Consider the following 24084-nt stretch of genomic DNA (forward strand, 5'->3'; position numbering starts at 1 on the left):
GTCGGCGGCGGTGACAATGCCTGCGATCCCGGCTTATTGTCCGGCATAACAAGATGCCGAACAAAGGGGCCGCTGAATGACTGCCAATCCGGTTTTGTGGGATCTCGACGCGCGCGGTGTCGCCACGGTGACGTTGAACCGTCCCGAGGTGAACAACGCCTATGATGCCGGGCTCATCAACGGCGTGCTCGCGGCGATGGATGAACTCGGCAGCAAGCCGAACCTCCGCGTCGTGGTGCTCAAGGGCAACGGCAAGCATTTCCAGGCCGGCGCCGACCTGAAGTGGATCAACGGCGTGCGGCCGAAATCGCCGGCAGAAAATGAGGCGGTGTCGCGCGCGACATTCGAGGCCGTGCAGCGGTTGAATACGCTGCCGATCCCGACGGTCGCGCTGGTGCAGGGCGGCTGCTTCGGCGGCGGCACCGGCGTGATCTCGGCGTGTGATGTGGTGATCGCCGCCGACAATGCGCTGTTCTCGATCACCGAGGTGCGCTGGGGGCTGACCGCCGCGATCATCATCCCACAACTCTGCGACGCCATCGGTGTGAGGCAGGTTCGCCGCTACGCGCTGACCGGCGAACGTTTTGGCGCGGTTGATGCCCGTCGCATCGGTCTCGTACATGAGGTGGTGCCGCTGGCGGAGCTGGAAGCCGCCGGCGCAAAGGTCGTGGAGCAGTTGCTGGCCAATGGTCCGCAGGCAATGGCGGAGACCAAGGCGCTTGCGATGGAAAGCTCATTCGGCGGCATGGGCGTGAATGACGAGGCCTATGCGCGGCTGGTGAAGATGCATTCGGCGCGTCGGCAGACCAGCGAGGCGTCGGAGGGGCTGGCGTCGTTTGCGGAGAAACGGCCGGCGAATTGGGGAACAGCGTAAATGTCGCCCAAACGTATCGCCATTGCCGGGCTGGGGGAGATCGGCAAAACCGTGGCGCGCAAGCTGGCGCAGGGTCTGCCGGGCCTCGCGCTTGCGGCGGTCACGACGAGGGATCGCGGGAAGGCGCAAGCCTGGCTTGATCGCGAAGGTATCTCGTGCCCGCTGGTCTCGCTCGATGAACTGCCCGGCCACGCCGACCTCGTTGTCGAATGTGCCCCGGCAGCGATCCTCGATCAGATCTGCCGGCCGATGCTGACCGCCGGCAAGCAGGTGATGGTGCTCAGCGCCAGTGCGCTGCTGCCCCGTCCCGATCTCGTCGATCTGGCCCGCGCGCATGGCGGTCAGATTATCGTGCCAACCGGCGCCTTGATCGGGTTCGATGCGGTTTCGGCCGCCGCCGAAGGCACCATCAACTCGGTGCAGATGGTCACGCGCAAGCCGCCCGGAGGTCTCGCCGGCGCGCCCTATCTCGTCGAGAACGGGATTTCCATGGAGGGAGTAAAGTCGGCCCTCTGCGTCTTCAAGGGCTCGGCGCGCGACGCGGCGGCAGCTTTCCCCGCCAACGTCAATGTGGTGGCGGCGTTGTCGCTCGCGGGCATCGGCCCGGATCGCACGACGATCGAAATCTGGGCCGATCCTGACGTGACGCGGAACTGTCACCAGATCAGGGTCGAAGCCGACTCGGCTTCGTTCACGATGGGAATCGAGAACATCCCATCGGAAAATCCCAAGACCGGCCGTATCACCGCGCTCTCGGTGATCGCGGCGTTGCGCAAGCTGACCTCGCCGCTGCAGGTCGGAACCTGAGCGCCTGTGCGGTCTACAGCGCCGGCGCGAGCGCGCGTTTCAATTGCTGAAGCAGCGCCTGCACCGCAGCCGCGTTGACCCGCCGCTCCGGGATCGTCGCCTTGACCCACAAATCCGGAATCGGGAATTCCGGAAGTACCACCTGCAGCGACCCGTCGCGCAGCGCGTCGGCCGCGAGATAATGCGAAATGAACGCAATGCCATTTCCGGCGATCGCGCTTTTCACCAGCACATGGCCCTCGTTCGAATTCAGCAGCGGGCGTACCTGAATGGTGATGCGGCCGCGCGGGCCGTCGAATATCCACTCGGGCCCGGTGGGAAGAAAACTCAGGCAGCGGTGTTCGACCAGATCGCGCGGGTGCCGCGGCATGCCGTGCGATTTGAGATAGGCGGGCGCCGCGCACAGCAGGCGCTTGAGCGCGCACAAGGGTTCATCGACGACACCGCCGAATGAATGCGGGAACGCGCCGATGGCAACGTCAAAGCCTTCCGTGACTGGATCAACCGGCCGGTCGATCAGCACGACTTCCAGTTTCAGCCGCGGATTTTCCGTCTGGAAGGCGCTGAACACATCGGCCAGCCGGGCGATGGTCAGCGATGTCGGCGCCTTGATGCGGAGGTGATCGATCAGATCATGGTCCTTTTCGCCCATGCGTGACAGAAGGTCGCCGACGTCAGCCACCACGCTGCGGGCGCGATGCACATATTGCTGTCCAGCTTCGGTCAACCGCAATTGACGGGTCGACCGATGAAACAGCGCGATGCCGATCTGATCTTCGAGCTGGGTGACGCGCTTGGCCACGACCGAGGTCGAGACTTTCAATTTGCGGGCGGCCGCCGAGAAGCCCGCGGCGTCTGCGGTCGCCAGAAAGGCCTGGAGATTGACGAGCGTATCCATCCACTTTTCTCGATTCGAGAAAGCTGATCGCACTATTTGCCGGATTGTAGTCCGCTTCGCGTTAATTCATAGTCCAGCGAAACAAAAATCATCAGGGATGGGATCGCTGCCGTGTCGGCCAAAACCATTGAAGAACCCGCTCGCCAGATTCCGCTGTACGGCGAATATGAAGTCGCCGTCCTCGGTGGCGGACCCGCCGGCATCGCCGCTGCCGTTGCCGCGGCGCGGGCCGGGCGCCGTACGCTGCTGATCGAGCGCTACGGCTTTCTCGGCGGCATGGGCACGGCCGCGGGCGTGACGAATTTCTGCGGGCTGCACGCCAACGTCCATGGCGAGATGCATCGGGTGGTGCAGGGCATCGCCTCCGACCTGCTCGCGCGGATCGACCGGCTCGATGGACTCAACGCGCCGCATCTGATCCTTGGCAAGATTTTCGCGCAGGCTTACGACACGGCGGCTTACAAGGTCGCGGCGGACGATCTGCTGGCGACGCACAAGGTCGATATTCTCTTTCATGCGCTGGGCGCGGGCGTGGTGATGCAGGATGAGAAACGCATCAACGTCCTGATGGTGGAGACCAAGGCCGGGCGCCAGGCGGTGCGTGCGGATATCTTCATCGACTGCTCGGGGGACGGCGATCTCGCGGCGTGGGCGGGCGCGCCATTCGAAGTCGGCGACAATGCCGGCGGCATGCTCTATCCCTCAATGATGTTCCGCCTCAACGGCATCGATCCCGAAAAGGCAGGCGAAGCCTGGCGCACCATTCCGGCGTTGATGGAAAAGGCGGAAGCCACGGGCACGCATCGGTTTCCGCGGAAGACCGCGATCGTGCGGCCGCAGCGATCGGCGATCGAATGGCGGGTGAATTTCACCCAGTTGGCGCGCGAGGACGGCACGGCCATCAGCGGGATTGACCCCGACCAGATGACGCGCGGTGAAATCGAAGGCCGGCAGCAGGCGGTGCAAGCGTTCGAATTCCTGCGCACGGTGCCAGGTTTTGAAAAATCCTACATCGTCGACCTGCCGCCGCAGCTCGGCATCCGCGAGACGCGGCGCGTGATCGGCGGCTACATGCTGTCGGGCGAGGACGTGCTCGGCTGCGCCTCGTTCGACGACTCCATCGGTGTCAATGGTTGGCCGATGGAACAGCACGTCGCGGGAGATGTGACCTTCACGTTTCCGCCGATTCCGGAATCGCGCGGCTTCAACGAATTGCCGTATCGCATGCTGGTGCCCGAAGGCGTAGACAATCTCTTGATGGCCGGCCGCTGCGCCTCGATGACCCATGAGGGCCAGTCGGCGGCGCGGGTCTCAGGCGCCTGCTTTGCGATGGGGGAGGCGGTGGGCGCCGCGGCGGCGCTGGCGCTGTCGGGCAATACGATTCCGCGCGACATTGCGGTAGAAAAGTTGCAACAAAGCCTGAAACAACAGGGCGCATTCATCGGTCGGGACCAGAGCGTGCCCGAGGGGTTATAGGAAAAAGGCAGAGGGAACGGGATGACGAAGTTTGCACGGTTCGCGCTGGCGGGCTTGTTGGCGATGGCGGCGGGCGGGACCGCGCGGGCCGATGACGCGCAAAAGGCCAAAATCGGCGTGCTCCGGCTGTCGTCCTCCGCGCCGGTGTTCATCGCGCAGGACAAGGGCTATTTCCGCGAGGCCGGCCTCGATATCGAATTGAAATTCTTCGACGCGGCGCAGCCGATTGCTGTGGCGACGACCTCGGGCGATGTCGATTTCGGCATCACGGCGTTCACCGCCGGGCTCTACAATCTCGCCGGCAAGGGCACGCTGAAGGTGATCGGCGGCATGAGCCGCGAAAAGGCGGGCTATCCGCTGATCGGCTATTTCGCCAGCAACAACGCCTATGCGGCCGGCCTGAAAACGCCGAAGGATCTTGCCGGCAAGCGCATCGCGGTGACGCAGGTCGGCTCCAGCTTTCATTATTCGCTCGGCCTGCTCGCCGACAAATACGGCTTCAAGCTCGCGGACGTGAAAGTGCTGCCGCTGCAGTCGCTGTCGAATGCGGCGGCGGCGCTGAAGGGCGAAACCGTCGATGCCGCGTTGCTGCCGATCTCAACCGCGCGCTCGCTGGTGGATTCCGGTGGCGCCAAATTCCTCGGCTGGGTCGGCGACGAGACGCCGTGGCAGTTAGGGGCGGTATTCGCCTCGCCGAAGACGCTTACCAATCATGCGATGGTGACCAAGCTTCTTGCCGCACTGGTGCGCGCCGATCGCGAGTATCACGACGTGATCCTGGCCTCCGTGAAGGACGGCAAGGCCGACATCAACGACAAGACCAAGCCGCTGCTCGAGATCATCGCAAAGTACACGAACCTGCCGGTGGAGCAGGTGGTCGGCAATTGCGCCTATATCGATCCCGACGGCAAGCTCGACGTCAGGAACGTCGACAACCAGATCGCATGGCTGCAGGAGCAAGGCTTTGTCGACAAGGGATTTGCGGCAGACGCGATCATCGCGAAGGAATATGTGAAGGCGGATTGATGCTCATGCCAAACCCGTCATCCTGAGGAGGCCGCGGAGCGGCCGTCTCGAAGGACGACGGCCACCAGCCGGGCCGCGCATCCTTCGAGGCTCGCTTCGCTCGCACCTCAGGATGACGGATCACGAGATCAACCAAATGGACCTGATCGCCGACCATATCTGCCATCGCTTCGGCACGCTGGACGTGCTCGACAAGGTGTCGTTCACCGTTGCCTCCGGCGAGGTGGTCGCGATTGTCGGTCCGTCCGGTTGCGGCAAGAGCACGCTGCTGTCGATCCTGGGCGGGCTGCTGCGCCCGAGCGAGGGAGGCGCGGAACTGCGCGGCGCGCCGCCGGCCGACAGCCTCAATCCGCTGACCTTTGTGTTCCAGGATTTTGCGCTGCTGCCCTGGTGCACCGTGGAAGCGAACGTCGAATTTCCACTTGCGCATACCGCGCTCGACACCGCCGCGCGCCGGGCCGTCGTTGACGACGCGTTGCGCCGCACGGGCCTGTCCGATTTCCGCGGCGCCTATCCAAAACAATTGTCGGGCGGCATGCGCCAGCGCGTCGGCATTGCCCGCGCGCTGGCGGTGCGGCCGGCGATCCTTTTGATGGACGAGCCATTGTCGGCGCTGGATTCGCAGACCCGCGAATTGCTGATGGAGGATTTCATCGGCCTGCTCGCCGACGGCACGATGGGCGCAGTCTATGTCACGCACAATCTGGAAGAAGCGGTGCGGCTCGCCGATCGCATCGTGGTGCTGTCGCGCCGGCCCGGCCGCGTCAGGGAGATCGTCGAAATCCCGATGACGCGCGCCGAGCGCGGTGCGATCGATGCGCGCGGCAAGTTGCTGGCGCTGCAGAACGATCTGTGGTCGCTGATCCGCGAGGAGGCGATCGATGCCGAGCGCGAGGTCCAGCATGCTTGAGCGCGCACCGCAGGACGATCGCGCAACCGAAGCCCGGCCGGTCGCCTTCCGCGGCGCGGGTTTTGTGCCAAAGGCGGGGCGCGCCTCCGGCTGGATCGCGCTCGCGCTGGTGATCGCGGTTTGGCAATTGGCCGGCGGCGCCGGCTGGATCAATCCGCTGTTCCTGCCGGCGCCTTCAGCGATTGCGGTCGCGATCTACAAGCTCGCGATGTCAGGTGCGCTCTGGCAGCACGTTTCGGCTTCAGTCGTTCGCATCGGCTTAGGCTGGCTGCTCGGCACCGCGGCCGGCGTGATCATAGGCTTTGCAATCGGGCTGTCGACGCTGGCGCGCGGCGTCGGCATCACCTTCATCTCCGCGCTGTTTCCGATTCCGAAAATCGCGCTGCTGCCGCTTCTGATCCTCTGGCTTGGAATCGGCGAGGAGCCGAAGATCGCGACCATTGCGTTAGGGGTGTTCTTCTCCACCGCGATCTCGGTCTATAGCGGCGTCGATGCAGTGCCGCGCAACCTGATCCGGATGGCGCAGAGCTTTAATGTGCCGTTCCACGCCATCGTGCGCCGCGTGATCTGGCCGGGCGCGCTGCCATCGATCCTCGCGGGGTTCCGCATCACGGCGTCAGTGGCGCTGCTGCTCGTCGTCAGCGCTGAAATGATCGGCGCCCAGTTCGGCATCGGCGCGTTCGTGCTGCAGGCCGGCAATCTGATGCAGACCGATCAGCTATTGGCCGGGGTGGTAATTCTGTCGCTGTTCGGGCTGGCGGTGGGGAAGCTGATCAATATGCTGGAAGCAAGGCTGCTGCACTGGCGGTAACGTGGGGGAGTAGGGTGGGCAAAGCGAAGCGTGCCCACCACTTCGATCTCCGCAACGATGGTGGGCACGTCGCTAACGCTCCTTTGCCCACCCTACGAGTCTCCCGTCGTCCCTGCGAACGCAGGGACCCATACCGCGTGATTTGTCGATAAGGCAATGTGGCCGACGACCTTCCGCAAAACGAAGGCCGGTGGCTATGGGTCCCTGCTTTCGCAGGGACGACGATGGACCATTCACGACAACGGCCTCACGCGTTGCCGCGGTCCTCGCGGAACAAATCGAGCTTCTGCTGCACCGGGCGGTCGGAGAATGAGAACAGCACCGAGTCGGTGTCGGCCTCATGCGTGACCCAGTGCCAGCTCGGCACCACGAACAGGTCGCGCGGGCCCCATTCGAAAATCTGGTCGCCGATCCGGGTCCGGCCCTTGCCTTCGATCGCGGCGAACACGGTGGCGTCGGTCGCGCGGTAGCGCGCGGTCTTGAAGCCCTTCGGCAATAGCTGGATGAAGGTGCCGATCGTCGGCATCGCGAAATCGCCGGTCTCGGGGTTGGAGAATTTCAGCTTCAGCCCGTGGCAGGCGTCCCATTCGTCGCGCGTCTTGGCCAGCTCCAGCGCCTCGCGCGTATAGTTGTAGGGATAGTTGAAGATCGGCGAGGTCTTGGATTTGCGCTTCTCATCGACCGGCAGCAGATTGTGGCCGTAGCGCGCAAAGCTGTCGCCGGCGGGCTTACTGATCTTCTGCTGGTCCTCGTTCGATCCTTCGGCAAAAGACGCATCGAAGAACTGCACCATCGGGATGTCGAGCCCGTCGAGCCAGAACATCGGCTCGGATGTTTCGTTGGAATGGTCGTGCCAGGTCATCGAGGGCGTGATGACGAAATCGCCGGGCTCCATCGCGGTGCGCTCGCCGTCGACGGTGGTATGGGCGCCCTTGCCTTCGAGCACGAAGCGCAGCGCCGACTGGCTGTGCCGATGGGCGGGCGCGACGTCGCCGGGGACCACCATCTGCACGCCGGCAAACAGCGACGTCGTGACCTTCGACTGGCCGCGCAGGCCGGGATTCTCCAGCACCAGCACCCGCCGCTCGGCTTCCTTGGCGGTGATCAGCTTGCCCGCTTCGGTCATGTAGTCGCGGATGGAATCGAACTTCCACAGGTACGGCCGGCAGGCGCTTCGCGGTTCTGGGGTGACGAGATCGCCCAGCACGTTCCACAGCGCGGAGAGATTCTCGCCGTCGATCTTCCTGTAGAACGCCTCGCGTTCCGGGGTCTTCTGCACGGCTTCCATGATCAGCCTCCCGTCATTTTTTCTATCGTTTCATGATTGACAGTATACTTACAATATGGATAGCGTCAATGACAGCCCGCCAAGGCAAACGATAAAAGGCAAACGATAAAATCCGAGGGAGGTTCCGATGAAGCTGCATGGCTATTTCCGCAGCAGCGCGGCATACCGCGTCAGGATCGCGCTGAACCTCAAGGGGTTGCCGGCCGATCACCTGTCGCATCACCTTCGCAAGGGCGAACAGTGCGCGCCCGCCTATCTCGCCATCAACCCGCAGGGGCTGGTGCCGACGCTGGAAGACGGCACTGGGGCCGTGCTGACCCAATCACTCGCCATCATTGAATGGCTGGACGAGACCCATCCCAATCCACCGTTGTTGCCAAAGGAGCCGCTGCGCCGTGCCAAGGTGCGCGCATTCGCCATGGCGCTCGCCTGCGATACGCACCCGGTGCAAAATCTCAAGGTTCTGGCACGTTTGCGCCAGCTCGGTCTGGGCGAAGAGAAGGTGACGGAATGGGCGGCCTGGGCCAACCGGGAGGGATTGTCCGCCTGCGAAACGCTGGTCGCGGGCGAGGCCGGCCCATTCTGCTTCGGCGACAAGCCCACCCTGGCCGACCTCTGTCTGGTCCCGCAGCTTGGCAATGCGCGGCGCTTCGGCGTCGATGTTTCGGCCTATCCGCGGCTGCTGAAGGCTGAGACAGCGGCCAGGGAAATGAAGGCGTTCACTGATGCCGCACCGGACAAGCAAGCCGATGCCGAGTAGGCCCTCACCCATCACGATGGACGCGGTCTACGCCGCGCCCGGCTACCTGTTCCGCCGGATGCAGCAGATCGCGGTCTCGATCTTCGTCGAGGAATGCAGGGCGTTCGACCTGACGCCGGTGCAATATGCGGCGCTGGTGACGATCCACACCCATCCCGGCATCGACGCCACCCGGCTGTCGGCGGTGATCGCCTTCGACCGCTCCACACTCGGCAACGTGATCGAGCGGCTTGAGAGCAAGGCGCTGATCGAGCGCAAGCCCTCGCGCGAGGACAAGCGCGTCAAGCTGCTCCATCTGACCAAATCGGGTGCAGCCGTGCTGCGCGACATCATGCCCTCGGTGGAGCGCGCGCAGGTGCGGATGCTGCAGCCCTTGAAGCCGGCCGACCGCAAGACCCTGCTGGCGCTGCTGACGCAGCTCGTCGATCTCAACAACGAGGCCTCGCGCGTGCCGCTGCGCGCCGAGGATGCGCTCGAACATCTGGGGAAATCGAATTGATGGACGCACGGCCGGTTTTGATCGCAGGTGGCGGAATCGGCGGGCTCGCCGCAGCGCTTGGGTTGGCGCAAAAAGGCATCCGCTCGATCCTGCTGGAAAGGGCCTCGCTGCTCGGCGAAATCGGCGCCGGCATCCAGCTCGGGCCCAACGCATTCCACGCCTTCGACTATCTCGGCGTCGGCGAGGCCGCACGAAGCATGGCCGTCTATATCGATCAGCTCCGGCTGATGGATGCGTTAACGGCCGAGGAGATCACCCATGTCGATCTTGGCGATGCGTTTCGCGCGCGTTTCCGCAATCCCTATGCGGTGGTGCATCGCGGCGATCTGCACGGCGTGTTCCTGCGCGCCTGCCAGAGCCATGAGCTGATCGAACTACGCGTCAGCAGCGAGGTGGTCGGCTACGATCAGGATGGCTCGTCGGTGACGGCGCGGCTTGCCAATGGCGAACGCGTCACGGGGCGGCTGTTGATCGGCGCCGACGGGCTGTGGTCGAACGTCCGCAAGCAGGTGGTCGCGGACGGGTCGCCGCTTGTGTCCGGGCATACGACGTACCGCTCGGTGATCCCGACCGAGCAAATGCCGGAAGATTTGCGCTGGAACGCGGCGACGCTGTGGGCCGGGCCGAAATGCCATATCGTGCATTATCCGCTGTCGGGCTGGAAGGTGTTCAACCTCGTCGTCACCTATCACAACGACGCGCCGGAGCCGGTGGCGGGCAAGCCTGTCAGCGACGAGGAAGTCATGCAGGGCTTTGGCCACGTGCATGAGCGCGCGCAGGAGATTATCCGCCACGGAAAGAACTGGCGGCTGTGGGTGCTGTGCGACCGCGATCCGGTCGAGCGCTGGGTCGACGGCCGCGTCGCGCTGCTCGGCGACGCCGCGCATCCGATGCTGCAATATTTCGCGCAAGGCGCGTGTCAGGCGATGGAAGACGCGGTGTGCCTGTCGCACATGCTGGCGCAGCATGATGATTACGCCACGGCGCTGGAAGCCTATCGTGCACAACGTTTCCTGCGCACTGCAAAGGTGCAGTTGATGTCCCGCGCCATCGGCGAGCACATCTATCACCCCGCCGGCGGACATGCCCGGCTGCGCAATGCGATCATGGGCGCGAAGACGTCGGAAGAGTGGTACGGCGATCTGGCGTGGCTGTATGGCGGGACGGGGTTGGCGGGGTAGGGGCCGCGTACTCCGCTGTCGTCCCGGCCTTGAGCCGGGACCCATAACCACAGGAAGTCGTGCTGGGCACGCTGGGGCTACAGCGATCGGAACAGCCAACATTGGTGGCTATGGGTCCCTGCGTTCGCAGGGACGACACCGAGTTTGTGGCTACCGCGCTACATCTTCATCAAGGCCTGGCGGTCGATCTTGCCCGTGCCGGTCTTCGGCAATTCCCCGATGAACCTGATCTCGCGCGGATATTTGTAGGGCAGCAATTTTTCCTTGACGTAATCCTGCAGCCTCCTTGCGGCTTCGCTCTCCTTGAAGCCGCCCTTGTTCATCACCACCACAGCTTTCAGCGTCATGCGCCGATCAGGCAGCTCGGCGGCGAATACGGCGCATTCTCTGATGTCGGGGTGCTCGGCAAGGCACAACTCGACCTCGAGCGGGTAAACCCATTGGCCGGATATCTTGATCAGGTCGTCGGCGCGGCCGCGGAAGAAATGAAAACCGTCGGCATCGCGCAGGAAGCGGTCGCCGGTGTAGATCCAACCGCCTTCGCGAATGGTCTCCGCCGATTTGTCGGGCCGGTTCCAATAGATCGGGGTGCTGGAATCGCCGCGGACCCACAAAATGCCTTCCTCGTTGTTGCCGACCTCGCGGCCGTCCTTGTCCTTCAACAGGATTTCGTAGCCGGGAACACGCAAGCCCGCCGCGCCGAGTTTTTTCTTTTCGGGGCGGTTGGAGAGATAGATGTGCAGCACTTCCGTCGAGCCGAGCCCCTCGATGATCTCGAGTCCCGTCAGCGCCTTCCAGCCGTTGAAGACTTCCGCCGACAGCACCTCGGCGGCCGACAGAGCCATCCGCAGCGGCGAGAAGTCCGCCGCAGCCGCACCCTCGGCCTTGGTCAGCGCGGTGTAGAGCGTTGGCAATCCGTAGAACACGGACGGTCGATATTTCTCGATCGCCTCGAAGATCGTTGCCGGCTTCGGTTGCCCGGGCAGCAGCAGAGTCGCCGCACCGACCGAGAACGGGAAGGTGATGGCGTTGCCGAAGCCGTAGGCGAAGAAAATCTTCGGGACCGAGAAGCAGATGTCGTCGGGCGTCAGCTTGAGCACGTTGCGCGCAAACGCCTGCTCGCTATAGGCCATGTCGTGCTGCAGGTGGACGATGCCCTTGGGACGGCCGGTCGAGCCGGATGAATACATCCAGAACGCCATGTCGTCGCGCCTCGTGTCAGCTTCGGGCAGATCGGTGGAGAATCCCTGCAGCCATTGCTGCGCGATGAAGGTTTTCGGCACGGCGTGTTCGCCCGCCGCGCCATTGACCACGACCAGGGTTTGCAGCGGCGTGTCCTTGCAGGCCTCCGCATTGAATCGCGACGTGAACTCGGCCTCCGCGACGGCTACGGCTGCACCGGCGTCCGAAAGGTAGAACTGCAGCAGGTCCGGCGGCGTCAGCGTGTTGATCAACAGCGGCACAAAACCCGACCGTACCGCGCCGAAAAACGCCGCAGGATAGACCGGCGTGTCGTCGAGGAACATCAGGATGCGGTCGCCGCGCTTCAGGCCCAGCGACTGAAAGCCATGCCCCCATTGTGACGCCTCGGCGCAGAGCTGTGCGTAAGTGCGCGTGCCGCCGGGGCCGGTCAGCGCCAGCCGCTCGCCGCGGCCGGCCGCGAGATTGTCGAACAGGATGTGGCTGGCGTTATAGCTTTCCGGAATCGCAAAGCCGATCTCGCGCGCGCCCGGATTGTCGCGGGGCACCAAATCGGAAATGTGTGACGTCATGCCTGGCTCCCGATCTTCTTTTCCGCCTCGTAACGGGCCATGAATTCCGGCGACATCGCGCGCAGCCTCGCATCCGCGATCCGCCCGGAGCGGGTGATGTAGCTGTAGGCAAAATCCATCAGGTCGAGCTTCATGTGTTCGGGAAAATGTTCGTACCAGTCGGCGCTGGTGCGCGCCGCCGTCACCAGCTTTTGCACGATCGGTTTGCGTTCGGCCTGGTAGCGGGCGAGGCTTGCGGGAATATCGTTTTCCGCCTCCAGCGCCTTGGTCAGCGCGATCGCGTCTTCGATCGCGAGCCGGGTGCCCGAGCCGATCGAGAAATGCGCGGTATGCAGGGCGTCGCCGATCAACACCATGTTGCCGTGCGACCAATTCTCGTTCCAGATCCAGGGGAAATTCCGCCACACCGATTTGTTCGAGACCAGCGAATGGCCGTCCAGCGTGCTTGCGAATATCTCCTCGCATATCGCCTGTGACTGCTCGATCGTCTTGTGCTCGAAGCCGTAGGCCTGCCAGGTCGCCGCGTCGCATTCGACCAGGAACGTGCTCATGGAGGGTGAATAGCGATAGTGGTGGGCGTTGAAGAACCCCAAATCGGTTTTGACAAAAGTCTGCGACAGCGTGGCAAAACGCTTGGTGGAGCCATACCAGGCGAACTTGTTGGTCGAATGCGAAACCGAGGCGCCGAATTCCTTCTCAAAGCCGCGGCGCACCAGCGAGTTCAGCCCGTCGGCGGCGACGATCAGGTCGTATCCCCCAAGCTCGTCCAATGACTGGATCGTGGTGTTGTATCGCGCCGCAATTCCCGCCGCGCGCACGCGCTGCTGCAGGATGGTCAGGAGTTCAAGCCGGCCGATCGAGGAGAAGCCGATGCCGTCGATCTCGACGCTCTCGCCGCGCAAATTGAGCGTGATGTTCTTCCAGCTCTCCATCCGCGGCGTGATGGCGTCCACCGTCTCGGGATCGTCGGCACGCAGAAATTCCAGCGCCTGTTCGGAAAACACCACGCCAAACCCCCAGGTCGCGCCTTCGGGGTTCTGTTCGAACAGGTCGATATGCGCGTCCGGGTGACGCCGTTTCCAGAGATAGGCGAAGTAGAGACCGCCAGGGCCTCCGCCGATGACGGCGATACGCACGTCTTCCTCCCAATCGACAGTATACTGTTTAATTTGGATCGGAGACTAATCCGCGCCGGAAATTTCCGCCACAAAAAAATCGACCGGAACCCGGGCTCCGGACGGCCGAAATCAGCCTTCTGCCGCCGGGGGCCTCGCCGCGAGCATGAGCCTGCGGCGATGGATCGAACCTTCCAGCCGATTGGCCATCGAGACCAGCGTCGAGATATCCTGCGCGTTTTCGCTTCTGATCGCGTTCGCCATCTCGGCATCCAGCGCCGCGTCGACCTGACTTTCGATTTCGGCCAGTTCGGCGTCTGTCGTCACCTCCCTTATTCGCCGCGGCAAGGCGAACAAGGTCTTCATGACAGCTTCCTCCGGCGTCGGCCGCTCAATCCCGAGAAACCGCCAGGCGGCTGCAAGGATCGAAGCCAACGCCCCCAACACCATCGGCGTCAGATAGATCCAGTTGCTCCATCTATCCATGAAGCTTTGCTGAGTGCCGTTGTAGAATGCTGCAGCCCCCGGGTGGACCGGAATATAGGCGTCAGGATCGGTATCGGGGGCTGTCAGTGCGGCCAGCAACGGCTGATCCCGCACGAGGTCGTTGCGTGCGTTGATGAGTGCCTGTGTCAGGGCCGTGATCACGTCGGGGTCGAGCTTCTTGTTGGCGACGAGATAGGAGCCGACGCGCAGCGTGGTCAGGTCGGCGTCCGGGACCGGCGGATTGCCCCTTAGCGTCCCGAGCGGAATATCAAAACTCTCATAGGCGCCGTCCACATCTGCAATGGCGCCGGCGGACTCGACCGGGATCAAGGTTGGAAAGGAGTCGTGGCTGCCACGGAAGAAGCGCCGCACGAGCGACAGATATTTTTCGTTGAGGGGAACGACCACCAGGAATGCGCTGGCTTCCTTCGACTGGATCGCGCGCGGCGTATCCGCCGGCGCGATATTCTTGAAAATGACCTTGTCGGCGAGATCATATTCCTTTTTCAGGGCATCGACGATCCTTTGGTTGATCTCGCCGCCGACCACGCCAACGGTGTGACCTCTCAATTTCTCAATGCTTGTCAGCGCCGTGCCGGGCGCGAGGATCATCAATACCGATTTGTTGACCAGCACGACGCTTCGCGCCTGGGAGAGATCGCCGACATCGGCTCGAACGATGGCCAAGTCCGCTTTTCCGGCGGCAAACATCTTTGCGGAATCCAGCACGCTGTCCGTCGGCACGACGGTGACTCGTACGGGAGACTTCGCTGCATCAAGCCGGCCGGCGATGATCGAGGCGACCTTGCTTGCCTCGCCGTCGAACGACCCCACCGCAAGGCTCAGCGTTACCGGCTTCGAATAATACCGATACGCGACAAGGCCAGCGCCAAGGGCGATGCCAACGAGGCCCGTCAAAAGCACGACGCGAGCCCAGAGCGGCAGCGGTGCGGAAAAATTCTTCATGCGTCTCGGACCATTGCGCGCCTGGTTTGCAAGCGGTCGATGCTGGCATATCGTTCGCGATCCGCAAAGCCCGCGCCATGGTCGGGACCGGCAGCGAGCCGACCGCTGGGCCACGAGGGCGGATCACAGCGATCGGAACGCAGGCGCATCCGGTCAAGGCCGGATCTCGTCAGCTCAGGTGCAGCGGCGAACCTTGACGCCGTCCACCACCACGGTCCTGCAGACCACGGCAGGCTTGCGGACGACGGCTGCGCCGCCGGCTCCGGCGCAGCCGGCCCGAACGACGCCGCGGGCGCAGACGACCGCGTTGGCCTCGGTGGTTTCGAACGTCATGGTGGCAGAAAAGGACAGCAAGGCGGCTGCGATCAGCAAAAAGGAACGCATATAAAATCTCCCGGACTGGTTGATATTCAGGTTTTGAAAGTTTTTTCTCGAAAGTTATTTGGCAAGGTTCTGCGGATGCCTGTCGCGGCGTGCGCGCACACCGATCTCGTTTCGGTCGTCGGCCGGCACGAACGCCAGCCGCCTCTTCATTTCTTCTCTGCCGCGGCAAGCACCTTCTTGCAGGCCGGCGTGATCTTGTCGCTCTCCTTGGCGAGGCAGGCGATAATGCGTCCACCGCCCGGGGTGACGCCTTTGCAATATTTCTCGTAGTCGCCCATGCAGGCGCTGCGCTGTTCGGCGGTCAACTCCTGCGCCGATGCGGCCTGCGACATGCAGAGCACGGCGGTGGCGATCAGGATGGCGCGTAGCATCGATTTTCTCCCTTCGTTATGGAGGCCGATCGTTGAGGTGAGTATCCGCGGATCGAGATGCCGGCCTTCTTGCTTCTTGATCGCGGACCCGCTGTAGTGAAGCTCCCGTTCACCGCTGCAAGGAAAACCCATGGCGCAGGTCAGGGCGAAATGGCTGGCGTTCTATGCCGAACATGTCGAGCCGGTTTCCAAGGAAATATTCTCTCACGTCGAAAAGATGATCATCGGAACGTTGATCGTATCGGCCGGCGCCCATGTATCGAGCGCAGAGCCGTTGATCGTTCTGTTTGGCTATCTGCGCCATGGTCTCATCGGCCGCGGCGTCATGCTGTTCGGCGTTATTCTGCTGGTGCTGAATTTCGTCGACGGTCTGTACAAGCTCGCCAAGCTCAATTGGCATATTGCGTACCAAATCCTGATGACGATCCTGTATTTCGCGCTTTCGGTGCGGCTCATTCAGCTCATCCTCGCCTTTCGCGGCGAGTGACCGGCGGTCCCCGGATCAGTGAAGGACCGCCCGCAGGCGTGTGATTATCGCGCCGCGAACTGGGACAGCACGTCCTTGCAGGCCGGCGAGAGCTGGGCGGCGTTGGTCGCCAGACACTGCACGATCCGGCCGCCGCCAGGCGGCACGCCGCCGCAAATCGAGCGGACGTCGGCGCCGCAAGCCGACCGCAGCACCAACAGTTCTTCACGCGGCCGCATCGGCCGCAGCACGATCACAGTCGGCGCCGCCGGTGCTGCGGCAGCCGCCGCTGCCGGCGCCGCGCCTGCCGCGGGAGCTCCACCGCCGCTGGCGGCGGAGACGGCTTTCTCGCAACCGGCTGAAAGCTTAGCCTTGTTCTTTTCGAGGCATTGCAGCGCCGGAGCTCCGCCGGTCGGCACGCCCGCGCAGACCTTCGGATAATCGGAACGGCACGCGCTGCGGATGGCGGAAATCTGGGCGCTGGTCGGCTGTCCCGCGGGCGCAGCGGCTGCAGCCGTTGGCTCGGCCGCCTTCGGCGCGGTTGTCGTCGCCGCTGCTTTCGGTGCAGCGGTGTCGGCCGGCTTGGCTGTCGCTGGCGCTTCCACGGCGCGCACCGCGCTCTGGCAGCTCGATGAAAGGCTCGACATATTCTTCTGCAGGCATTGCAGCGAGGCCTCGCCGCCCGGAGGTACGCTGGAGCAATGCGCTATGTAATCGGAGCGGCACTGGGATTTGATGGCGTCGCGCTGCGCCTGGCTCGGCGCTTGCGCAAACGCGGGTGCTGCTGTTGCCAGTATCGCGGCAACCGAAAGCCACGGCGCAAGCCTGCTCGCACGTTTCAACGTGTTGATCATTTGAATAAATCCTTTTGTCGTCGCAGGAAGCCTGCCGCTTCAACCGCAGTGAAATTTCACAGTAAAAATTCTAACGGCCCGCATCATTTTCGCTTTCGGGTTTCACTGCAAGCGGATTGTTGCTATTTTCATGGGGTGGCGCCGAACGCCGATTTCTGAATAGACATTTTTCTGAACAACCCAATTGAGGCACGAAAAATGAAGCCGATGCGTTCGCCTGCACGCCTGAGTCCACACCGCACCATCGGACAGGGAGCCGCTTCGGTCCGGCGCGCGGCATTCGCAATCGCCGCGATGGGTATGTTAAGTGCCTGCGAACAAAATACTTTTGTTCCGCCGCCGCCGGCGAAAGTGGATGTGGCGGTGCCGCTACAACGGTCTTTCACGCGCTATCTGGAGGCGACCGGCAATACGGCCGCGATCAAGAATGTCGATCTGGTTGCGCGCGTGCAGGGCTTTCTGCAATCGATCAACTACAAGGATGGCGCCTTTGTGAAGGAAGGCACGTCGCTGTTCACGATCGAGCCGGATACCTACAAGCTGAAGCTCGAACAGGCGCAGGCGGCGGAAACAGGCGCTCAGGCAACGGTGAGGCAGGCCGAGGCGGACTTCAAGCGCCAGCAGGAGTTGGTGCAGCGGCAAGCCGTTTCCCAGGCAACGCTGGATACTTCCACCTCGACGCGCGACAATGCGCAGGCGAGCCTGCTTCAGGCCCAGGTCAATACCAAGATTGCGGCGGTCAATTACGGTTATACCAATGTGACCGCGCCGTTTGACGGCGTCGTCAGCGCGCATCTCGTTTCCGTCGGCGAACTCGTCGGTGCTTCGTCGCCGACGCAACTCGCCACCATCGTGGCGCTCGATCCGATCTGGGTGAATTTCAACGTCAACGAACAGGACGTGCTGCGGATCCGGGCGGAAGCCCGCCGGCGCGGGCTGACGGCTGATGATCTCAGGCAGTTGCCGGTCGAGGTCGGGCTGCAGACCGAAACCGGCTTTCCGCACAAGGGCAGGCTCGACTATGCGGCCGCAACGCTTAACCAGTCGACCGGTACGCTTCCGGTGCGCGGTGTGCTGCCGAATTCGGACCGTACCTTGTTGCCGGGATTCTTCGTCCGGGTCCGCGTCCCCGTGGATCAGGTGCAGAATGCGCTGTTCGTGCCCGACGTTGCCCTCGGCAGCGATCAGGCCGGACGATACCTGCTGGTCGTGAACGGTGAAAATATCGTCGAGCAGCGCAAGGTGCGAACCGGGCCGCTGGAGGACGGGCTGCGCGTCATCGAGGAGGGCCTGAAGGCCGACGACCGCGTTATCACCGCCGGGCTGCTGCGCGCGATTCCCGGCCAGAAAGTCGATCCGCAACTGAAGACAATCGAAGCGCAGCCGGCTGCGGCCCAGTAGGAGCCGCCCATGATTTCGAAGTTCTTTATCGAGCGGCCCGTTCTCTCGAACGTCATCGCGATCCTGATGATCTTGATCGGCGGCGTCTGCCTGTTCCGGCTGGCGGTTGCCCAATATCCCGACGTCGTGCCGCCCACGGTTCAGGTTACCACCCGCTATCCCGGCGCCAGCGCGAAAACCGTGATCGACACGGTGGCGCTGCCGATCGAGCAGCAGGTCAACGGCGTCGAGGACATGCTGTACATGCAGTCCTACAGCGGCGCCGACGGTTCCTATTCGCTGACGGTGACGTTCAAGATCGGCACCGACCTCAACTTCGCGCAGGTGCTGGTGCAGAACCGGGTGTCGAGCGCGCTGTCGCAGCTGCCGCAGTCGGTGCAGAGCCAGGGCGTCACCGTGCAGAAGAAGTCGACGGCGATCCTGCTGTTCGTGACGCTGACGTCGCCGAAATCGACCTATGACAGTCTGTTCCTGAGCAACTACGCCACCATCAATATCCGTGACGAGCTGTCGCGTCTGCCCGGTGTCGGCAACGTCACGGTGTTCGGCGCCGGCCAGTATTCGATGCGGGTCTGGCTCGATCCGAACAAGCTGTATGCGCGCAACCTGATGCCGCAAGACGTTATTTCGGCGATCCAGCAACAGAGCCAGCAGGTCACCGCGGGCCAGGTCGGCGCGCCGCCGGCTCCTGCAGGACAGGCGTTTCAATATACCCTGAATGTCAGCGGACGGCTCGACGACACCAGCGAGTTCGAAAACGTGATCGTCAAGACCGGCACCAGCGGTGACGTCACGCGTGTGCACGACGTCGGCTGGGTCGAACTCGGCGCCCAGACCTACAGCCAGATCTTTTCGCTCAACAACAAGCCGGCCACCGGCATCGGCGTGTTCCAGTCGCCCGGCGCCAATGCGCTCGAGGTCGAGCAGGCCGTCAAGAAGAAGATGGAGGTGCTGGCGAAGGCGTTTCCGCAGGATGTGGTTTACGACGCGCCGTTCGACACCACCAAGTTCGTCTCGGAGTCGATCAACGAGGTCTACAAGACCTTGATCGAGGCGGGCCTTCTCGTGCTGGTCGTGATCCTGATCTTCCTGCAGGACTGGCGCGCAATGCTGGTGCCGGCGACGACCGTGCCGGTGACCATCATCGGCGCTTTCGCGGCCATGGCAGCGCTTGGCTTCACCGTCAATATCTCGACGCTGTTTGCGATCGTGCTGGCGATCGGCATCGTGGTCGACGACGCCATCGTCGTGGTCGAGGGCGCGGCCCACAATATCGAGAAGGGCATGTCCGGCCATGACGCGGCGATCAGCGCGATGGACGCGCTATTCGCGCCGATCATCGGCATCACGCTGGTGTTGATCTCGGTGTTTTTGCCTTCGGCCTTCCTGCCGGGGTTGACCGGGCGGATGTACGCGCAATTCGCGCTGGTGATTGCCGCGACCGCGCTGCTCAGCGCCATCAATGCGGCGACGCTGAAGCCGACGCAGTGTGCGCTGTGGCTGCGCCGGCCCGCGCCCCCGGAACAGCGCAACTTCTTCTACCGCGGCTTCAATGCGGTCTATAACCGCGTCGAGGCGGCCTACAGCCGGCTGATCGGCCGGCTGGTCGCGCACAGCAATGTGTCGGTGATCGCAGCGCTGATCCTGATCGCGATCAGCGGTTATGGGCTGTCGCGGGTGCCGACCGGCTTCATTCCGATCGAGGACCAGGGCTATCTGCTGGTGGCGGTGCAATTGCCCGATGGCGCCGCGCTGGATCGGACCCAGCATGTGCTCACCCGGGTCAGTGAGATCACCAGCAAGACGGCAGGCGTCGATCAGGTGATCACCATTGCCGGCATTTCCGCGCTCGACAATTCCTCGAGCCTCGCCAATGCCGGCGTGGCCTATCTGATCCTGAAGGAGTGGAGTGCGCGGGGACCGGGCGAGGACCTGCGCTCGCTGTTCGTCGGATTGAACGAAAAACTATCCGTCATCGAGGAGGCGCGGATCCTGGTGGTGCCGCCGCCGCCGATCCAGGGCATCGGCAATGCCGCCGGCTTTGCGATGCAGGTCCAGCTCCGCGACGGCAATTCCGATTTCAGTAAGTTGCAGGCGATCACCGGCGCGGTCGTCGCCAATGCGTCGACACAGAGCGCGCTGCAGCGGGTGAGTTCGCCGTTCCGCGCGACGGTGCCGCAGTTCGACATCGAGGTGGACCGGATCAAGACCCAGACCCTGCATGTCACGACCGACCAGATCTTCTCGACGCTGTCGTCCTACATGGGTTCGACCTTCGTCAACCAGTTCAACAAGTTCGGCCGTACCTTCCAGGTCTATGCGCAGGCAGATGCGCAATTCCGCCTGACGCCGCGCGACATGCAAAACATGATGGTGCGCAACAGCAATGGCGACATGATTCCGCTCGGCACGGTGGCGACGATCACGCCCTCGGTCGGCCCGTCGCTGATCAGCCTGTACAATCTCTATCCTTCCTCAACCATCATCGGCCTGCCGGCGACGGGTTACAGCTCGGGTCAGTCGATGAATCTGATGGAGCAGATTGCCGCCAAAACCCTGCCGCCCGGCACGGGCTTCGAGTGGACCGCGATGTCGTACCAGGAGAAGGTCGTCGGCGGCCAGATCTACTGGGCGTTCGGCCTGGCCCTGCTGCTGGTCTACCTCGTGCTGGCCGGACAATATGAAAGCTGGTACGCGCCGATATCGGTGATTCTCGCGGTGCCGCTGTCCTTGCTCGGCCCGATGATCGTGCTGACTGGGTTGCGGATCGACAACAACCTCTATACCCAGATCGGCATCATCCTGTTGATCGCGCTGTCGGCCAAGAACGCCATCCTGATCGTCGAGGTGGCGCTGGAGCTGCACGTGCGCGATCGCAAGCCGTTGCTGGAATCCGCCGTCGAGGCGGCGCGAGCCCGGTTCCGGCCGATCCTGATGACGTCGTTTGCTTTCATCTTCGGCATGCTCCCGCTGGTGCTCGCGACCGGCGCCGGCGCCAATGCGCGGAAATCGATCGGCATCACGGCATTCTCCGGCATGCTGGCCTCCACCTGCCTGGCCGTGCTGTTTGTGCCGACGTTCTTTGTCGTGATCCAGCGGTTCGAGAACTGGCTCAAGGAGCGCAAGGTGAAGAAGGCGGGGCAGGCGGCGCCGCAGGCGCCCGCAGCGCACTAGGCAACGATTTGTCCGCCGTCCGGGCCAATCGAAGCGCGAGCCGGCGTGTTCTCCAGCCCATCGATCAGCGTCCCTCTGCAATTTGAGGTCGCCTGACGTGACCCGGGACCCCAATGCAAAACCGGTCTCACAGATAAGATCCTGACAGGCTGCACGGACCAGTATAGGCTGCAACTTCTGCGTCTGGTTCCAAACCGCGGCCCGTCCACCGGCTGCTGTTTGAAGAATGAAAAAACAAACGAGAAAAAAGTGGAGGAAATTTCATGACCACCCGCCGTAATTTTCTGAAGACCGGTGGCGCTGCTGTCGCGGGCGGCGTCGTCTTCTGTAGCTACGGTCTGCTACGCAGCGTGCAGGCCCGCCAGACCCTGCCGGTCAGGGTTGGCGGACAACGGGTCAGAACGATCGACGTGCACGCCCACTGCCACTTCCGTGAAGCCGGCGCGTTGCTCGGTCCCCAAGCGGCCTCCGTCCAGCTTCCACCGGTCAACGGCGCCGAAGAGGCTTTCATCGAAATTGACAAGCGGCTTGCCGCCATGGATGCGCAGGCCGTCGACATGGAGGTGCTGTCGATCAATCCGTTCTGGTACGACCGCGAGCGCGACCTGGCCGGCCAGATAGTGAAGATACAGAACGAAAAGCTGGCTGAGCTCTGTGCCTCAAAGCCAGACCGGTTTGCCGGTTTCGCTTCGCTGACGTTGCAGGCGCCCGATCTTGCGGTGCAGGAACTCGACATCGCGGTGAGGAAGCAGGGTTTGAAGGGAGCCGCGATCGGTGATTCCGTCAACGGCGTCGAATTCTCCGATCCGAAATTCCATCCGGTATGGGCTAAGGCGGAAGAACTCGGCGTGCCCCTGTTCATTCACCCGCAGGGCATACCCGAACTCAACAAGCGACTCTCCGGCGACGGCTGGCTTGGCAACACAATAGGCAATCCGTTGGCAACGACGATCGCGCTCTCTCATCTGATCTTCGAGGGTACCTTCGATCGCTTTCCCGGGCTGAAAGTGATCGCGGCCCATGGCGGCGGCTTCCTGCCCTCCTACGCCGATCGTTCGGACCATGCCTGCCTGGTTGGTCCCAAAGGCTGCAATCCGGCAGTGCAGCTCAAGAAAAAGCCGACCGAGTACCTCAAGCAGATTTATTTCGATTCCCTGATTTTCTCACCGGAAGCGATCCGTCATCTGGTGGCCCAGGTCGGCGCCAGCCAGATCGTGCTGGGCAGCGACTATCCCTATCCGTGGCAGCTCGCGCCGGTGGACCATATTTTCGAGTCGGCGTCGCTGAGCGACGACGAAAAGGCAGACATCCTCGGCCGCACCGCGGAAAGACTGTTCGATCTGAAGGCCCAGACGATCGGGACAGGCACGATGAAGCAATGATCCTTCCTTCCCGGAAGGGGAAGGAATGACCAAAGCGCCAGCGGCGAAGCTGCAAGTCGTCGCTGGCGCCGGTTCCTCGATAGCGACCTCGACTGAAGGCCTGCCCCTCGGAGCGGGAAGAGAACGAGGAAAACTCACACCCTCACCATCCGCTTGCCGCGGTTCTCGCCGGCGAGCAGGCCGATCAGGGCTTTCGGCGTGTTCTCGATCCCGTCGATCACGTCCTCCTGCACCTTCAATTTCCCCGAGGCGACCCAGGACTGCAGGTCGGCCAGCGCGGCGGCGCTCTCATTCATATAGTCCATCACGATGAAGCCCTGCATGATGAGGCGTTTCACCACGATCAGGCCGGGTACGCCGCGGGGGCCATGGGCCGACGGCACGCCGTCGTATTGCGAGATCGCGCCGCAGCAGGCGATGCGGCCGCGATTGTTCATCAGCGAAAGGCACGCTTCAAGGATGTCGCCGCCGACATTGTCGAAATAGACGTCGATGCCCTTGGGGGCGGCCGCGCGCAGCGCCTTGAAGGTGGCGCCGTCCTTGTAATCGACCGCGGCGTCGAAGCCGAGTTCGGACGTCAGCCACTGGCATTTGTCCTTGCCGCCGGCGATGCCGATGACGTTGCAGCCCTTGATCTTCGCGATCTGCCCGACGATCGACCCGACCGAGCCGGCAGCAGCCGAGACCACCACGGTCTCGCCTTCCCTGGGCTTGCCGACATGCAGGAGACCGAAATAGGCGGTGAGGCCGGCGATGCCGTAGACGCTGAGCAGATGCGTCATCGGTTCCATCCGCGGCATCTTCGTGAGATGCTTGGCTGGCACCGCAGCATAATCCTGCCAGCCGGTGTCGCCGAACGCGATATCGCCCGGCGCAAATCCCGGCGCCTTGGACGACACGACTTCAGCGATGCTGCCGCCGGCCATCACGGTGTTGGCCTCGACGGCGGCGCGGTAGGTAGCGCCGTGCATCCACGCCCGGTTGGCGGCATCGAGCGAGATATAGCGCGTCCGCAGCAGCACCTCGCCGTCCTTCGGCTCGGGCACCGTGCCCTTGGTCAGCTTGAAGTGCTCGGGTCCGAGTTTGCCGCTCGGCTTTTCCACAAGCAGGATCTGGCGATTGACGGTGTCGTTCATGGCGTGTCTCCCCTTGGGCCGTGATTGTTCTTGATGCAGTTGGCTGC

The 24084-nt window shown here is 63.1% G+C and carries 22 protein-coding genes; 13 read left to right on the forward strand and 9 right to left on the reverse strand.

Annotated elements, in window-relative coordinates; genetic code table 11:
• The first annotated feature begins 76 nt into the window (after nt 1-76).
• Both V1283_RS40025 and V1283_RS40030 read left to right on the forward strand, forming a co-directional pair.
• The gene (locus V1283_RS40025) at nt 77-874 is read left to right on the forward strand and encodes an enoyl-CoA hydratase-related protein (protein WP_334392065.1); all 798 of its coding nucleotides are present in this window, start codon (nt 77-79) and stop codon (nt 872-874) included.
• Nucleotides 875-1681: an aspartate dehydrogenase gene (locus V1283_RS40030; protein WP_334392066.1), complete on the forward strand. Its 807-nt coding sequence runs from the start codon at nt 875-877 to the stop codon at nt 1679-1681.
• Between the two features lie 13 nt (nt 1682-1694).
• Here the strand turns inward: V1283_RS40030 and V1283_RS40035 are convergent, their stop codons facing one another.
• Nucleotides 1695-2579: a LysR family transcriptional regulator gene (locus V1283_RS40035; RefSeq protein ID WP_334392067.1), complete on the reverse strand. Its 885-nt coding sequence runs from the start codon at nt 2577-2579 to the stop codon at nt 1695-1697.
• A 111-nt stretch (nt 2580-2690) separates the two neighbouring features.
• Between V1283_RS40035 and V1283_RS40040 the strand changes: the two genes are divergently transcribed.
• The 4 genes from V1283_RS40040 (at nt 2691) to V1283_RS40055 (ending at nt 6802) form a co-directional block, all read left to right on the forward strand.
• Entirely contained in the window at nt 2691-4055 is a 1365-nt protein-coding gene (locus tag V1283_RS40040) for an FAD-dependent oxidoreductase (protein ID WP_334392068.1), read from the forward strand.
• Between the two features lie 21 nt (nt 4056-4076).
• Nucleotides 4077-5081, forward strand: coding sequence for an ABC transporter substrate-binding protein (locus tag V1283_RS40045; protein ID WP_334392069.1), 1005 nt, complete (start codon nt 4077-4079; stop codon nt 5079-5081).
• Between the two features lie 136 nt (nt 5082-5217).
• Nucleotides 5218-5991 (forward strand): ABC transporter ATP-binding protein, encoded by a 774-nt coding sequence (locus V1283_RS40050; RefSeq protein WP_334392070.1) that lies wholly within the window; start codon nt 5218-5220, stop codon nt 5989-5991.
• On the forward strand, nt 5984-6802 hold the full coding sequence (locus tag V1283_RS40055) for an ABC transporter permease (protein WP_334393343.1): 819 nt from the start codon (nt 5984-5986) through the stop codon (nt 6800-6802). The genes V1283_RS40050 and V1283_RS40055 overlap by 8 nt, the downstream gene beginning before the upstream one ends.
• Before the next feature lie 247 nt (nt 6803-7049).
• On the opposite strand, the gene gtdA is transcribed toward V1283_RS40055, so the two are convergent.
• Nucleotides 7050-8090, reverse strand: coding sequence for a gentisate 1,2-dioxygenase (gtdA, locus tag V1283_RS40060; protein ID WP_334392071.1), 1041 nt, complete (start codon nt 8088-8090; stop codon nt 7050-7052).
• 127 nt (nt 8091-8217) lie between these two features.
• Between gtdA and maiA the strand changes: the two genes are divergently transcribed.
• From maiA to V1283_RS40075, 3 genes are read left to right on the forward strand one after another with little or no spacing between them, the layout of a single operon-like run.
• Nucleotides 8218-8850: a maleylacetoacetate isomerase gene (gene maiA, locus V1283_RS40065; protein WP_334392072.1), complete on the forward strand. Its 633-nt coding sequence runs from the start codon at nt 8218-8220 to the stop codon at nt 8848-8850.
• Nucleotides 8840-9349 carry a MarR family winged helix-turn-helix transcriptional regulator gene (locus tag V1283_RS40070; RefSeq protein WP_334392073.1) on the forward strand — a complete coding sequence of 170 codons (510 nt, stop codon included), beginning with the start codon at nt 8840-8842 and terminating at the stop codon, nt 9347-9349. Before maiA ends, V1283_RS40070 begins: the two co-directional genes overlap by 11 nt.
• The gene (locus V1283_RS40075; RefSeq protein ID WP_334392074.1) at nt 9349-10530 is read left to right on the forward strand and encodes a 3-hydroxybenzoate 6-monooxygenase; all 1182 of its coding nucleotides are present in this window, start codon (nt 9349-9351) and stop codon (nt 10528-10530) included. Before V1283_RS40070 ends, V1283_RS40075 begins: the two co-directional genes overlap by 1 nt.
• Nucleotides 10531-10688: 158 nt before the next feature.
• Here the strand turns inward: V1283_RS40075 and V1283_RS40080 are convergent, their stop codons facing one another.
• The 5 genes from V1283_RS40080 to V1283_RS40100 all read right to left on the reverse strand — a co-directional run bounded on the left by V1283_RS40080 (nt 10689) and on the right by V1283_RS40100 (nt 15624).
• Nucleotides 10689-12302: a benzoate-CoA ligase family protein gene (locus V1283_RS40080; RefSeq protein ID WP_334392075.1), complete on the reverse strand. Its 1614-nt coding sequence runs from the start codon at nt 12300-12302 to the stop codon at nt 10689-10691.
• The gene (locus V1283_RS40085; RefSeq protein WP_334392077.1) at nt 12299-13438 is read right to left on the reverse strand and encodes an FAD-dependent monooxygenase; all 1140 of its coding nucleotides are present in this window, start codon (nt 13436-13438) and stop codon (nt 12299-12301) included. Before V1283_RS40085 ends, V1283_RS40080 begins: the two co-directional genes overlap by 4 nt.
• Nucleotides 13439-13549: 111 nt before the next feature.
• Entirely contained in the window at nt 13550-14869 is a 1320-nt protein-coding gene (locus V1283_RS40090; protein WP_334392078.1) for a TAXI family TRAP transporter solute-binding subunit, read from the reverse strand.
• 174 nt (nt 14870-15043) lie between these two features.
• Nucleotides 15044-15253 carry a hypothetical protein gene (locus tag V1283_RS40095; protein ID WP_334392079.1) on the reverse strand — a complete coding sequence of 70 codons (210 nt, stop codon included), beginning with the start codon at nt 15251-15253 and terminating at the stop codon, nt 15044-15046.
• A gap of 146 nt (nt 15254-15399) precedes the next feature.
• A complete protein-coding gene (locus tag V1283_RS40100; protein ID WP_334392080.1) occupies nt 15400-15624 on the reverse strand; it encodes a hypothetical protein in 225 nt (74 codons plus the stop codon).
• A gap of 130 nt (nt 15625-15754) precedes the next feature.
• On the opposite strand from V1283_RS40100, the gene V1283_RS40105 reads away from it, so the two are divergent.
• Nucleotides 15755-16111 (forward strand): hypothetical protein, encoded by a 357-nt coding sequence (locus V1283_RS40105; RefSeq protein ID WP_334392081.1) that lies wholly within the window; start codon nt 15755-15757, stop codon nt 16109-16111.
• Nucleotides 16112-16155: 44 nt separating this feature from the next.
• On the opposite strand, the gene V1283_RS40110 is transcribed toward V1283_RS40105, so the two are convergent.
• Nucleotides 16156-16944, reverse strand: a complete 789-nt coding sequence (locus V1283_RS40110; RefSeq protein ID WP_334392082.1) for a cysteine rich repeat-containing protein — start codon at nt 16942-16944, stop codon at nt 16156-16158.
• 294 nt (nt 16945-17238) lie between these two features.
• Here V1283_RS40110 and V1283_RS40115 point away from each other — a divergent pair, with 294 nt between their 5' ends.
• The 3 genes from V1283_RS40115 to V1283_RS40125 all read left to right on the forward strand — a co-directional run bounded on the left by V1283_RS40115 (nt 17239) and on the right by V1283_RS40125 (nt 22901).
• On the forward strand, nt 17239-18345 hold the full coding sequence (locus V1283_RS40115) for an efflux RND transporter periplasmic adaptor subunit (protein WP_334392083.1): 1107 nt from the start codon (nt 17239-17241) through the stop codon (nt 18343-18345).
• Between the two features lie 9 nt (nt 18346-18354).
• A complete protein-coding gene (locus tag V1283_RS40120) occupies nt 18355-21519 on the forward strand; it encodes an efflux RND transporter permease subunit (protein ID WP_334392084.1) in 3165 nt (1054 codons plus the stop codon).
• A 263-nt stretch (nt 21520-21782) separates the two neighbouring features.
• The gene (locus tag V1283_RS40125; RefSeq protein ID WP_334392085.1) at nt 21783-22901 is read left to right on the forward strand and encodes an amidohydrolase family protein; all 1119 of its coding nucleotides are present in this window, start codon (nt 21783-21785) and stop codon (nt 22899-22901) included.
• Between the two features lie 134 nt (nt 22902-23035).
• Here the strand turns inward: V1283_RS40125 and V1283_RS40130 are convergent, their stop codons facing one another.
• The gene (locus V1283_RS40130) at nt 23036-24037 is read right to left on the reverse strand and encodes an NADP-dependent oxidoreductase (protein WP_334392086.1); all 1002 of its coding nucleotides are present in this window, start codon (nt 24035-24037) and stop codon (nt 23036-23038) included.
• Nucleotides 24038-24084: the final 47 nt, after the last annotated feature.

Origin of the sequence: Bradyrhizobium sp. AZCC 2262 (assembly GCF_036924535.1) — a bacterium.
Taxonomy (GTDB): Bacteria; Pseudomonadota; Alphaproteobacteria; order Rhizobiales; family Xanthobacteraceae; genus Bradyrhizobium.

Bases quoted from the DNA above. Each gene is read 5' to 3' on its own strand.
- V1283_RS40115 (WP_334392083.1), top strand. From the start codon at position 17,239: ATGGGTATGTTAAGTGCCTGCGAACAAAATACTTTTGTTCCGCCGCCG.
- V1283_RS40080 (WP_334392075.1), bottom strand. From the start codon at position 12,302: ATGACGTCACACATTTCCGATTTGGTGCCCCGCGACAATCCGGGCGCG.
- V1283_RS40105 (WP_334392081.1), top strand. From the start codon at position 15,755: ATGGCGCAGGTCAGGGCGAAATGGCTGGCGTTCTATGCCGAACATGTC.
- V1283_RS40075 (WP_334392074.1), top strand. From the start codon at position 9,349: ATGGACGCACGGCCGGTTTTGATCGCAGGTGGCGGAATCGGCGGGCTC.
- V1283_RS40110 (WP_334392082.1), bottom strand. From the start codon at position 16,944: ATGATCAACACGTTGAAACGTGCGAGCAGGCTTGCGCCGTGGCTTTCG.
- V1283_RS40035 (WP_334392067.1), bottom strand. From the start codon at position 2,579: ATGGATACGCTCGTCAATCTCCAGGCCTTTCTGGCGACCGCAGACGCC.
- maiA (WP_334392072.1), top strand. From the start codon at position 8,218: ATGAAGCTGCATGGCTATTTCCGCAGCAGCGCGGCATACCGCGTCAGG.
- V1283_RS40055 (WP_334393343.1), top strand. From the start codon at position 5,984: ATGCTTGAGCGCGCACCGCAGGACGATCGCGCAACCGAAGCCCGGCCG.
- V1283_RS40045 (WP_334392069.1), top strand. From the start codon at position 4,077: ATGACGAAGTTTGCACGGTTCGCGCTGGCGGGCTTGTTGGCGATGGCG.
- V1283_RS40130 (WP_334392086.1), bottom strand. From the start codon at position 24,037: ATGAACGACACCGTCAATCGCCAGATCCTGCTTGTGGAAAAGCCGAGC.
- V1283_RS40090 (WP_334392078.1), bottom strand. From the start codon at position 14,869: ATGAAGAATTTTTCCGCACCGCTGCCGCTCTGGGCTCGCGTCGTGCTT.
- V1283_RS40125 (WP_334392085.1), top strand. From the start codon at position 21,783: ATGACCACCCGCCGTAATTTTCTGAAGACCGGTGGCGCTGCTGTCGCG.
- V1283_RS40100 (WP_334392080.1), bottom strand. From the start codon at position 15,624: ATGCTACGCGCCATCCTGATCGCCACCGCCGTGCTCTGCATGTCGCAG.
- V1283_RS40030 (WP_334392066.1), top strand. From the start codon at position 875: ATGTCGCCCAAACGTATCGCCATTGCCGGGCTGGGGGAGATCGGCAAA.
- V1283_RS40070 (WP_334392073.1), top strand. From the start codon at position 8,840: ATGCCGAGTAGGCCCTCACCCATCACGATGGACGCGGTCTACGCCGCG.
- V1283_RS40095 (WP_334392079.1), bottom strand. From the start codon at position 15,253: ATGCGTTCCTTTTTGCTGATCGCAGCCGCCTTGCTGTCCTTTTCTGCC.
- gtdA (WP_334392071.1), bottom strand. From the start codon at position 8,090: ATGGAAGCCGTGCAGAAGACCCCGGAACGCGAGGCGTTCTACAGGAAG.
- V1283_RS40025 (WP_334392065.1), top strand. From the start codon at position 77: ATGACTGCCAATCCGGTTTTGTGGGATCTCGACGCGCGCGGTGTCGCC.
- V1283_RS40120 (WP_334392084.1), top strand. From the start codon at position 18,355: ATGATTTCGAAGTTCTTTATCGAGCGGCCCGTTCTCTCGAACGTCATC.
- V1283_RS40050 (WP_334392070.1), top strand. From the start codon at position 5,218: ATGGACCTGATCGCCGACCATATCTGCCATCGCTTCGGCACGCTGGAC.